Annotated in this window: 12 protein-coding genes; 2 read left to right on the top strand and 10 right to left on the bottom strand. The window is 56.7% G+C overall.

Annotated features, from left to right (window positions below; all coding sequences use genetic code 11):
* Position 1: 1 nt before the first annotated feature.
* The 10 genes from PGS25_RS03870 to PGS25_RS03825 all read right to left on the bottom strand — a co-directional run bounded on the left by PGS25_RS03870 (position 2) and on the right by PGS25_RS03825 (position 9,456).
* Positions 2–256, bottom strand: a complete 255-nt coding sequence (locus tag PGS25_RS03870) for a DUF4177 domain-containing protein (RefSeq protein ID WP_181967608.1) — start codon at positions 254–256, stop codon at positions 2–4.
* 99 nt (positions 257–355) lie between these two features.
* Positions 356–2,638, bottom strand: a complete 2,283-nt coding sequence (locus PGS25_RS03865) for an ATP-dependent Clp protease ATP-binding subunit (protein WP_270417768.1) — start codon at positions 2,636–2,638, stop codon at positions 356–358.
* 64 nt (positions 2,639–2,702) lie between these two features.
* On the bottom strand, positions 2,703–3,329 hold the full coding sequence (locus PGS25_RS03860) for a CvpA family protein (protein ID WP_270417767.1): 627 nt from the start codon (positions 3,327–3,329) through the stop codon (positions 2,703–2,705).
* Entirely contained in the window at positions 3,316–4,569 is a 1,254-nt protein-coding gene (locus PGS25_RS03855) for a DUF5711 family protein (protein WP_270417766.1), read from the bottom strand. The genes PGS25_RS03860 and PGS25_RS03855 overlap by 14 nt, the downstream gene beginning before the upstream one ends.
* Before the next feature lie 64 nt (positions 4,570–4,633).
* Positions 4,634–5,410: a tRNA pseudouridine(38-40) synthase TruA gene (truA, locus tag PGS25_RS03850; protein WP_270417765.1), complete on the bottom strand. Its 777-nt coding sequence runs from the start codon at positions 5,408–5,410 to the stop codon at positions 4,634–4,636.
* A 136-nt stretch (positions 5,411–5,546) separates the two neighbouring features.
* Positions 5,547–6,350 (bottom strand): energy-coupling factor transporter transmembrane component T family protein, encoded by an 804-nt coding sequence (locus PGS25_RS03845; protein WP_270417764.1) that lies wholly within the window; start codon positions 6,348–6,350, stop codon positions 5,547–5,549.
* Entirely contained in the window at positions 6,344–7,219 is an 876-nt protein-coding gene (locus tag PGS25_RS03840) for an energy-coupling factor transporter ATPase (RefSeq protein ID WP_270417763.1), read from the bottom strand. Before PGS25_RS03840 ends, PGS25_RS03845 begins: the two co-directional genes overlap by 7 nt.
* 19 nt (positions 7,220–7,238) lie before the next feature.
* Positions 7,239–8,090, bottom strand: a complete 852-nt coding sequence (locus tag PGS25_RS03835; protein ID WP_270417762.1) for an energy-coupling factor transporter ATPase — start codon at positions 8,088–8,090, stop codon at positions 7,239–7,241.
* An 88-nt stretch (positions 8,091–8,178) separates the two neighbouring features.
* A complete protein-coding gene (locus PGS25_RS03830; protein ID WP_270417761.1) occupies positions 8,179–9,045 on the bottom strand; it encodes a class I SAM-dependent methyltransferase in 867 nt (288 codons plus the stop codon).
* 186 nt (positions 9,046–9,231) lie between these two features.
* Complete coding sequence (locus PGS25_RS03825; RefSeq protein WP_118478196.1) at positions 9,232–9,456, bottom strand: hypothetical protein; 225 nt, start codon at positions 9,454–9,456, stop codon at positions 9,232–9,234.
* 183 nt (positions 9,457–9,639) lie between these two features.
* Between PGS25_RS03825 and rlmD the strand changes: the two genes are divergently transcribed.
* Positions 9,640–11,310: a 23S rRNA (uracil(1939)-C(5))-methyltransferase RlmD gene (rlmD, locus tag PGS25_RS03820; protein WP_270417760.1), complete on the top strand. Its 1,671-nt coding sequence runs from the start codon at positions 9,640–9,642 to the stop codon at positions 11,308–11,310.
* A gap of 120 nt (positions 11,311–11,430) precedes the next feature.
* A partial coding sequence (locus tag PGS25_RS03815) for a ParA family protein (protein ID WP_270417759.1) occupies positions 11,431–11,920 on the top strand: 490 nt, incomplete at its 3' end.

The following is an 11,920-nucleotide window of genomic DNA, read 5'->3' as shown; positions in this document are numbered from 1 at the left end:
GTTAAATAACCTTTTCGAATACCATGGTTGCCTGAATGCGGTCGCCGCCCATCAGACCCTTGCTGCCGCCGTTCGATGTAGTAATCGTGTGCAGACGATAACCCTTTTGCGCTTGATGGTTAATCGCTTCTTCCAGTTCGGTCAGGTTGCCGGAACCGGTGCCGAGAAATTTTTCCTTCAAAGTAACCTGCAGAACAACGTAATGATAGTCCTTGCCGGATGCGGTGGAGAAAGTCGAGGAATCGCTGAAATCCATAAATAACACCTCCAATAATTTACACGATTATACCGTATTCGACAGGAATTGTCAATCTGCGTGCAAAAGAAAACCGCCTGTTCAGGCGGTTTTCGCGTGTTAGATGGTATCCAGTTTTACCTTGCCGTCCACAGCAGACAGGTGAGCGCCCATCAGCGGCTTATCACCGGCGACGATGGCGGTGGCCAGCGGATTCTCGATCTCCTTCTCGATCAGGCGGCGCAGATTGCGGGCGCCGTACTTGACCGAGTAGGACTTCTCGGTGAGCAGACCGAGCAGGCTGTCGTCCCACGTCAGGCGGATATCCTTATCCGCGAGCGTGGTGCGCAGTTCACCGAGCATGATCTCAGCGATATGGCGGAAGTTATCCTCGGACAGCTGGTTGAACGCGATAATCTCGTCAATGCGGTTGAGAAACTCCGGACGCATGATTTCTTCAAGAGCCTTCATCACGCGGTCCTTGCTCATCTGAGACACGGTGCGGCCGAAGCCTGCAGGCGTGTTATTGGACTGCGAACCGGCGTTCGAGGTCATAACGATGACCGTGTTCTCGAAGCTGACAACGCGGCCCTGCGCGTCGGTCAGACGGCCGTCATCCAGAATCTGCAGCAGAGAATTGAGTACATCCGGATGCGCCTTCTCGATCTCGTCGAACAGAACGACAGAGTACGGACGGCGGCGGATCTTCTCGGTCAGCTGACCGGCTTCATCGTAGCCGACGTATCCCGGAGGGGAACCGATCAGGCGGGAAACTGTGTGCTTTTCCATATATTCGGACATGTCGAGACGCACGAGTGCATCCGGCGAGTCGAACAGGTCGAGAGCAAGCTGCTTGACCAGCTCGGTCTTGCCGACGCCGGTCGGGCCGACGAACAGGAAGGATGCCGGCTTGCGCTTGGGACTGATGCCCGCGCGATTGCGGCGGATGGACGCGCAGACCGCGTCTACGGCTTCGTCCTGACCGATAACGTGCGATTTCAGGCGGGATTCCATATCGCGCAGGCGTGCGGACTCCTGCGCCGCTACCTTGGATGCCGGAATGCCGGTCCAGATTTCAATAACCTCAGCCAGAAGCTGCTCGTCAACCTGCGGTGCAGGCTTGGTCAGCAGCTCGTGCAGCTGTGCCTCCACCTGCAGAATGCGGCTGCGGCAGGTGGCGATCTTGGCGTAGGTCTCCTCCTCCTCGGCGCGGGCAGAGGACTGGGTCAGCTCGTCAAGCTGTGCCTGCAGGCGCTCAAGCTCGTTCTGCAGCTCGGGAATCTCGGACAGCTGCGGAGAATCCAGATTGAGGCGCGAGCACGCCTCGTCGATCAGGTCGATGGCCTTATCCGGCAGAAAACGGTCGGTGATATAGCGTTCGCTCATCTCAGCGGCACGGCGGCACATCTCATCAGAAACAGTAACGCCGTGGAAGGTCTCGTAGTACGAGCGGATGCCCTTCAAAATCTCGGTGGTCTCGGCAACCGACGGCTCACCGATGTAGACCGGCTGGAAACGGCGCTCGAGCGCGGCGTCCTTCTCGATATACTTGCGGTACTCCTTGAGCGTGGTCGCGCCGATGACCTGAATGTCACCGCGGGCGAGGGCAGGCTTGAGGATGTTTGCGGCGTTCATCGAGCCTTCGGAATCGCCGGTGCCGACAATGTTGTGCACCTCGTCGATGACAAGGATGATGTTGCCGATACGCTTTACCTCGTCGATCAGGCCCTTCATGCGGCTCTCAAACTGGCCGCGGAACTGCGTGCCCGCCACGAGAGCGGTCAGGTCGAGCAGATGGACCTCCTTGTTGCGCATCTTGAACGGAATGCGGCCCTCGTTGATGCGGACTGCCAGACCCTCGGCAACGGCGGTCTTGCCGACACCGGGTTCGCCGATCAGGCACGGGTTGTTCTTCTGGCGGCGGTTCAAAATCTGAATGACGCGGTCGGTCTCGCGGTCGCGGCCCACGATGTGGTCAATGCGGCCTTCTGCTGCCTTTTGGGTCAGGTTCTCGCAGTAATTGTTCAGATATTTACGCTTTTTGTCCTCCTTGCGGGAAGAACGGGTACGGGTCTCATCATGAGAGCCGCCTGCGGGCTGTCCCGGCAGAGTGCCGGCAGCAACCGGATCGGTCTCATGGGGGGCGTCGTCGTCCGTGCCGTCCGAACCGGCGGGAACCAGGTCGTTCAGGTCGGACAGGGAGCCGATCTCACCGGAGAGCGCTTCGAGGTCATCCTCGGTGATACCCATTTGCTCCATGATGTTATCGAGCGGCTTGACACCCAGTTCGCGTGCACATTTGAGGCACAGACCCTCCTGGGTGGTCTTATCCGGTCCCTCGATTTTGGTGATGAACACCACCGCGATGTTTTTCTTGCACCGCGAGCACATTGGCATATTCATAGGTTAAACTCCTTTTAGGAATTGAGAATTGATAATAGAAAATGGAGAATTAAGGTGTTCTCCATTAAATGGCGATTGGTAAAGCGTCCACCAGCTGTTTTAGCAGCAGCGTATGCTTGACGCGCTCCGGCGAGAGATAGCCGAGCGATGTGTAGGTGATCGGGAACAGCCACTGCAGCACGATCAGCAGGATGCAGACGAATACGATGCCGGTTACAAAGCCGATGAGTGCGCCGCCTGCAGAATCGAGTGCGCTGAGCGGTGTACGCCGCACAATGAGTTTGAGGCTGCGGCCGAAAATCCAGATGAGCCGTCCGAACAGAACGCTGAACAGCACCACAAGCATAGAGAACGCGATGCTCTCCGACATGCCGACAGCCGCTTCGGTGACGCTCTGCCGCAGACCGTCCAGCACGCCTTCGGCGGTTTTAAGTGCGGCCTGTTTTTCAAACAGCTGACCGACTGCCGGCACGACTACCCACTGCGCGATATACGGCGCGGTATACTTGGCGGCGGCGACCGACGCGGCGATCATGCCGATGCGGCCGAGCACGCCGTACAGCGCACCGACCAGTCCGCGTCGGGCACCGAGCCACACGTTGGCCAGCAGCACGGCAATGAGGATAAGGTCAGGCGCGTTGAGCAGCTGCGCCGCTGTGGAAATCATATCGTTGATATCAGTTATCTGCATGCACTTCCTCGGATCGTTCGGAATGCGCGGTAAAGATACGCGCGTTGCGGTTGTAGAGCAGGAAAACCGTACCGTCATCGGTCATGAGCACACGGCGTGCGCCGACAGCGTCATCATTGTGCCACTGCGGCTCGGCAGAGGTGTTGTAGACCGTGACGCCGGACGCGGACAGCACCGCCGTACCGGCGTTGGAGACAGCAAGCGCCGTCGGCTCCTCGGTCAGTGCGAACGGGCCGTGCAGGCTGCCGTTGCGGACGGTATAGAGATCGCTGCGTGCATCGTTCAGGTAGGAGCGCACAGCGACAGCCATCGTACTGCCCTGAGAGGCAGTGGCGATCAGATCTTGCGAGCTGAGCTCGAGCAGCACATCGACCGTGCCTCTGCGGGTGACATGATACAGGCCGGTGTCGCACAGCGCGATCGCGGCGTTGTTCTCGGAATAAGTGAGCGTTACACCGAGCGCGTCAGTCAGTGCGGTGTCCGAAACCTGCTTGCCGGAGGACACATCAAAGAACAGCACATGGGACTCAAGCGTTACGCCGTTCTGTCGGAAGGCGAGAATGCCGAGCGTATTGCAGTCCGGCGAGAGCACGGCGGATACAATATAGTATTCCGATGCACAGTATTTGAAAACCTCTTTTCCTGCGGTGTCGTAAACGGCAGCGGCGGTACGGTAGCCGTGCTCGTTGGTGGTGAGTACGAAACGGCCGCTGCGGCCGATCGAACCGTTCAGGATGGTGGATTCCAGCTCCAGCTCCGCAACAGCGCCTGCCGAGCCGACCAGTGCGGCTTTGACGCCGCCGCGGTCGTACACGAGCACATGATTCGTGCTGCTCTCCACCGCGGGATCGGAGTAGCCGAGCGAATAGCGCAGCGTGGTCATGCTGCCCGCGCGGGACAGGAACAGCGCGTCACTGTCCGCGTACGCCAGACCGGATTCAAACAGCGCACCGTCGCTGAAGGTCTCGTTTTCGTAGTTGATGGTGGTGATATCGCCGTCATGTGAGCGAATACCGGCCGCAATATAGCTGCCGAGTGTGCGCAGCGAGGTCGGCGTAAAAATACGGTAGTTGGCAATCAGGAACATGGCTGTTCCCAGCACCAGAGCCCAGCCGCAGAGCATGCGGAGCAGGGCGGTCATGCGGATACGCGCGTCCTTGCTGTCGAACAGGCGTTGACGGCGCTCCCTCCTGGAGAGCGGAAAGCGGATGATATTCTGCTTTGGGTTCTGTTCGCTCATGAAATCCCGCCTCCTTATTGTAGCGTGTTTTGTGGGTGAAAATGTGAATAAAACTTGAAATCTGTCAGTCCGACAGGCGGAATCTGTCCAGTTCGGGGGTATCGTCGTACCACAGGCGGTTCATAAACAGACCGCAGGCAGGCAGGGTCGGTCCGGCCTGCTCTCTGTCGCACGCGAGCAGTACATCGCGCACCTGCTCGGGCGCCAGCTTGCCGCCGCCGACATACGTCAGCGTGCCCGCAATCGCGCGGACCATGTTGTACAGGAAGCCGTCGCCGCAGACGCGGATGCGGATGAGGTCATCCACCGGCTCCACCTCGCACCAGAAAATGGTGCGAACCGTGCTCTTGACCGGTGTGCCCTGACTTCTCACGGATGCAAAGTCCTGCTTGCCGACAAAATACTGTGCGCCTTCCTGCATTTTTGTAATATCCAGCGGATAATTGTACCGATATGCGTACCGCGCGTGGAACGGGTCCCGCAGGGTGGAAGGAAACAGATAATAGGCGTATTCTTTTTTGGTGCAGTTGAAGCGCGCATCGAAGTCCTCGGGAACCTCGACTGCGCCGGAAACCGCAATGTCCTCGGGCAGAAAGCTGTTGAGCGCATACGGCAGACGGTCCATCGGGATCGTGCAGTCTGCGTGGAAGTTTGCCACATACCGGCGGGCATGAACGCCGGAATCCGTGCGTCCGACACCGGAAACATGAACTTTTTGCTTCAGCAGATGAAAAATCGCGTCCTCCATGCTCTCTTGGATGGAAGGACCGTTTTTCTGAATCTGCCAGCCGTTATAGTGGGTGCCGTCGTAAGACAGCACTACTGCAATATTTTTCATCATTTCAGTTACTCTTAGTGGGTCGTGAATGGAGAATTGAGAATGGAAAATGGAAAATGAAGGTGCGGTGCAAAAGCGCCGATTATAATAAATCGCACTTTATGCGATACCGCAATTCTCCATTATCAATTTTCAATTATCAAAGGCCAAAATGCTTGAGTATAATAACAACTGCGAACAAAACCGCAACCCACAATAAAGCGCAAACATCTACGCGGGCAATCTTTAGCTGGCGCATGCGGGTGCGGCCGACATCGCCGCGGTACAGTCGGCACTCCATGGCGGTAGCGAGCTCATCCGCGCGGCGGAACGCCGAGATGAACAGCGGAACGAGAATCGGGATCATGGCCTTGGCACGCTGAATCAGGTTGCCGGAGTCGAAATCCGCGCCGCGCGCCTTCTGTGCCGAGATGATCTTCTCGGTCTCTTCGATGAGGGTCGGGATAAAGCGCAGTGCGATCGACATCATCATGGACAGCTCATGCACCGGCGCGTGCAGCTTTTTGAGCGGCGAGAGCAGGCGCTCGAGGCCGTCGGTCAGCTGAATCGGTGAGGTGGTGTAGGTGAGCATGGAAGTTGCGATGATGAGCAGCATCAGACGCAGCACCATGAAGATGGCCAGCTTAATGCCTTCCATACTGATGTGCAGGAAGTGCCACTGGAAAATGTAGGTACCCGGTGTATAGAACAGGTTGAGCACCGCCGTGAAAATGACGATGAATAGGATCGGCTTGAGGCCGCGCAGCACCATTTTGGGCGAAATACGCGAAATACCGATGACAACGGCAAGAAATGCGATGATCAGCGCATAGGAAACCGGGCCTTGCGCGAGGAACAGAAGCACGATGAATGCCACCGTCAGCACGATCTTTACGCGCGGGTCAAGACGGTGCACCGCGCTGTTGCCCGGAAAAAACTGACCGAGGGTAATATCCTTCAGCATTCGTGAGCAGCCTCCTTCCGCTTGCAGGCACGCAGGGCATCCATTGCCTGCGCTACGGTGTAGACCGAGGTATCAACATCGTGACCGCGCTTTTTCAGCTCAAGCATGACCTTGGTGATCATCGGGATGTCCAGTCCTGAGGCAATGATCTCGTCCGCGTGCGAGAAAACCTCGCGCGGCGTGTCGCAGAACAGCACCTTGGCGTGGTTCATCACAAGCAGACGGTCGGCAATCTGTGCGATATCCTCCATCGAGTGGGACACGATGAGGATGGTCGCGCCGGACTTCTTGTGGTAGCTGCGGACCAGCTCAAAAATCTCGTCACGGCCGGCCGGGTCGAGACCGGCGGTCGGCTCATCGAGCACGAGCACATCCGGCCGCATCGCGATAACGCCTGCGATGGCAACGCGGCGCTTCTGACCGCCGGACAGCGCAAACGGAGACTGGTCGGCAAGCTCGGGGGCAAGGCCGACTGCCGCCATGGATTCGCGCACGCGCTCGTCAATCTCGGCCTGCGGCAGCTTCATGTTGGTCGGGCCGTAGGCGATATCCTTTGCGATGGTCTCCTCGAACAGCTGGTACTCCGGATACTGGAACACCAGACCGACGCGGAAGCGCGTTTCGCGGCTGCACTTGCCCTTGGCATCCCAGATGGACTTGCCGTCGAGCAGGACCTCGCCCTCGGACGGCTGCAGCAGACCGTTCAGGTGCTGAATGAGCGTAGACTTGCCCGAACCGGTGTGACCGATCACACCGAGAATTTCGCCTTTTTCGATTTTCAGGTCAACATGGTCAAGCGCAACACGCTCAAAGGGGGTGCCTGCGCCGTAAACGTGCGTCAAGCCCCTCGTTTCAAGTATGGTTGACATAAGATTCTCCTTCGGATAATCAATTCAAATATTCTTGTTCGAGAATATCTGCACATTCCTCGATCGAGAGTGCGTCGATCGGCAGCTTTTCGCCGTCCTGCTGATCGAGGTCGTACAGGACTTCGATGGTCTGCGGTACGGTCAGGGAAGCCGCGCGCAGCTTGTCCACCTGCGTGAAAATCTCGCGCGGAGCGCCGTCCATCAGCACGTTGCCCTTGTGCATGACAACCACACGCTGCGCCTGCACGGCTTCGTCCATATGGTGGGTGATAAGGATAACGGTGATGCCGAATTTGCGGTTCAGCTCACGGACAACATTCATGACCTCACGGCGGCCCTGCGGATCGAGCATGGCGGTCGGCTCATCGAGTACAACGCAGCGCGGCATCATGGCGATAACGCCTGCGATTGCGATTCGCTGCTTCTGTCCGCCGGACAGACGGTGCGGCGCCTGTGCGCGGTATTCGTACATGCCGACGGCACGCAGTGCATCGTCAACGCGCTTGCGGATTTCCTCAGGCGGCACGCCCATGTTCTCCAGCGCGAATGCGACATCTTCTTCAACAACGGTGGCGACAAGCTGGTTGTCCGGATTCTGGAATACCATCGAGACGGTTTTGCGCACATCGTAGGTGTTGTTTTCGTCGCGGGTGTCCATCATGTCAACGTAGCATACGCCGCCGGTCGGCAGACGGATCGCATTGAAGCAGCCGGCAAGCGTACTCTTGCCCGAGCCGTTGTGACCGAGCACCGCGACGAACTCGCCGCGCTGGATGGAAAGATTTACGCCCTTTAGCACAGGAACGGAAAGCTGTCCGTCCTCGGTGGGATAGGCGTACTGCAGGTTTTCGGTTTTGATGATTTCACTCATTTATTTTCGTCCTTCGGTAGATTTCAAAGGGTTGATGGTACAATATACACCGGATAAATAAAATATCGTAGGGCGGGGTGCTGTGAATTTACTCCTCGGCGATAAAGCGCGCCGAAGAGCCGCACGGCAGCACCAGACCGGTCGATTCAACCGGCAGGCCGAGCTCCTGCGCCTCAATCTTGCCCGCGGCACGCCTGCCTGCGGTGATGCCGAGCAGATAACTCATTACGGACGGCGCCAGACCGGTGGAGTAGCTGGAAATGAGCACGAACAGCGGCTTGTCGCTCAGCACGCCCATGGTCAGGTCTATGAAGTCGGCAACGTCCTCCTCAATCTTCCACGTCTCGCCGGACGGACCGCGGCCGTAGCTCGGCGGGTCCATAATAATCGCGTCGTACTTGCGTCCGCGGCGGATCTCGCGCTGCACGAACTTTTTGCAGTCGTCCACGATCCAGCGGATCGGGCGGTCGCTCAGACCGGAGGACGCGGCGTTCTCCTTGGCCCACTGCACCATGCCCTTGGATGCGTCAACGTGGCAGACGGACGCGCCGGCGTTTGCCGCCGCAAGCGTAGCGCCGCCGGTGTACGCGAACAGGTTGAGCACGCTGATCGGGCGGCCTGCGTGACGGATCATCTTGTCGATAAAATCCCAGTTGGCAGCCTGTTCGGGGAACAGACCGGTATGCTTGAAGCTCATCGGCTTGAGCTGGAACGTCAAATCACCGTAGTGGATAGCCCACTGCTCGGGCAGCTTGCGGATTTCCCACTTGCCTCCGCCCGCGTTCGAGCGATGATAGATAGCGTTCGGCTTATTCCAGATTTTGCAGTCCTTGTCGCGCGGCCAGATAGCCTGCGGGTCGGGGCGCTGCAGAATCTGATTGCCCCATCGTTCAATTTTTTCACCGCCGCCGCAGTCGAGCACGGCGTAGTCCTTCCAATGATCTGCGATCCACATAAATATTCTCCATTACATTATATATAAGTCGTTGTTTATACAATAATTCAGTATCTATTCTACCACCAAATATGCACTAACGCAATGAAAAGCGATTAGAAATAAAAGGTGTCAAGACAGCGTATTTTGGCGAATACAGCAAAACGGCTGCACCGTAAGGTACAGCCGTTCGAGCGGGAAAAGCGGTCAGAACCGTTCGCAGAAGCCTTCGCCGCCGTTTGCAAGCGACTTGAGAGCCGTCGCGCGGCGTTCCTCGGGTTCGTCTGAGATACATACCGCATCGGTCAGCACCTGCCGCGCCTGATACGGCAGATCAAAGAACTGCTCCATTGCCCGCGGACTGTGGCCCATTTCCTGCATAAAATCAAAGGGAATCTCGCCGGAGACCTGTTTTTTCCTGTCCTGCGCCATAATTGCACGCTCCTTTCGATTGCAGTATCTCCGAAGTTCGTGCTATAATACACTTATAAAATTAGTAATTAGGAATGAGTAATTAGTAATTATAGAGTGGAGCGTGAAGAGTTGAGAGGGAAGAGCACCTTATCTCTTCACGCTGCAATCTCCACTCTTCACTCTCATATCAAGGGGTAAGAAATGGATTTACAGAAGAACAAGGTTTATCGTTGTCAGATTACGGATTATACGGCGGACGGCACGGGGTTTGCGAAGATCGAAGGCCGGGCGGTATTTGTGCCGCGCACAGCAGTTGGCGATCAGTGTGATGTCCGCATTGTCAAGGTGACGAAAAATGTGGCGTTCGGCAGGGTAGAGAAGATTATCGTGCCGTCGGGACAGCGCATTGCGCCTGCATGTCCGGTGGCGGACAAGTGCGGCGGCTGCTGTTATCAGCATATCACCTACGGGGAAGAACTGCGTGCAAAGGAGAAAAAGGTGCGTGATGCGCTGACGCGCATTGGCGGTCAGGACGGCGCAAAGCTGCTCGGCATTACGGGTGCGCCGACGACTGAGCATTACCGCAATAAGGCGCAGTATCCGGTCGGACGGGACAAAGAGGGCAGCATCGTTACCGGCTTTTACCGTCCGCGCAGCCACGACATTGTGCCGGTGGACAGGTGTTTGATCCAGTCCGAGACGGCAGATAAGATTGCCGCTGTGGTGCGTGAATGGATGACGGAATTTTCGGTCAAGCCGTACGATTATGCGAGCAAGCGCGGCACAATTCGCCATATTTATGTTCGAGTGGGCGAAAAAAGCGGCGAAAGCCAGCTGACGCTCATTTCCGCGACCAAGAAAATGCCCGGACTGGACGTGCTGGTCGAGCGTTTGCGCGCGGCAGCACCGTCGCTGACGGGTATTCTGCTCAACCACAACCAGCGCGATGACAACGTGATTCTGGGTGACCGGACGGATGTTCTCTGGGGTGAGCCGATGTTGGAGGACCGCCTGTGCGGGCACACGTTTTTGCTCTCGCCCGAGGCGTTTTATCAGGTTAATCACGCGCAGGCCGAGCGGCTGTATGCGTGTGCGGTGGACTACGCCGGTCTGACCGGCGAGGAGACCGTGCTTGACCTCTATTGCGGTGCGGGTACGATCACGCTGGCGCTGGCCGAGCATGCAAAGACTGCCATTGGCGTGGAAATCGTGCCGGAGGCCATCGAAAATGCCAAGCGCAACGCGCTCCGCAACGGCATGGAGAACACAGAGTTCTTTTGTGCGGATGCGGGTCAGGCGGCGCAGCGGTTGGCTAAGCGCGGCATTGATGTGTTGGTGGTCGATCCGCCGCGCAAGGGTCTGGACGCGACTGCACGCGACGCGATCCTTAAAATGCAGCCGCCTAAGGTTGTGTATGTTTCGTGCGATCCAGCAACGCTTGCGCGCGATGTGGCGGAGCTGTGCGGCGCAGGCTATACGCTCGAGAAGGCACAGGCGTTCGATCTGTTCCCGAGAACTTTTCATGTGGAGACGGTAGTTCTTTTGTCCCACAAAAAAGCCGACAGTTATATCCACATTGATGTGGAGTTTGGAGAGGGCGAGGGCAAGATTCCGGTAGATAGTATTGCTAAAAGAGCCGAAGCGTACAAGCCCAAAGAAAAAGTGACCTACAAAATGATTAAGGAGTACATAGAAGCGAAATACGGCTTCAAGGTACATACCGCATATATCGCAGAGGTAAAGCGAAATTTGGGATTGCCGATGTATGATGCTCCTAATGCGGTAGAAGAATTGAAACAGCCGAGGAAACATCCGACACCAGAAAAGGTAGAAGCAATCAAAGATGCACTTCGTTATTTTGCAGTGATATAAAACTTTACTTACAATCGAATATTTCTTACATAGCCGTTTATTCATTTATTTGAGTAAGCGGCTTTTTTCATCCCCTATTTTTCGGAATAGAGATATTTTTTGTAGAAGGAGGAGGTTTATTTGAACACACAGATCATCGCCATTGCCAACCAGAAAGGCGGCGTTGGCAAGACAACGACCTGTGCCAACTTGGGAATCGGGCTGGCGCAGGCCGGAAAGAAAGTCCTTCTGATCGACGGAGACCCACAAGGGAGCCTGACAATCAGCCTGGGAAATCCGCAACCGGACAAGCTGCCCTTTACCTTGTCCGACGCTATGGGTCGAATCTTGATGGATGAGCCGCTCCGTCCCGGCGAGGGTATCCTGCACCACTCAGAGGGCGTAGACCTGATGCCTGCGGACATCCAGTTATCCGGTATGGAGGTATCTCTGGTAAACGCCATGAGTCGTGAGACTATCTTGCGGCAATATCTGGACACGCTGAAGGGGCAATACTCCCATATCCTCATCGACTGCCAGCCCTCCCTGGGTATGCTCACAGTCAACGCACTGGCAGCTGCCAACAGGATCATAATTCCCGTTCAGGCAGAGTATCTGCCCGCCAAAGGGT

The organism is Butyricicoccus sp. AM78-15b2TA, assembly GCF_027665985.1.
Classification (GTDB): domain Bacteria; phylum Bacillota; class Clostridia; order Oscillospirales; family Butyricicoccaceae; genus Agathobaculum; species Agathobaculum butyriciproducens.
This window is presented reverse-complemented; position numbering and strand designations above follow the sequence as displayed.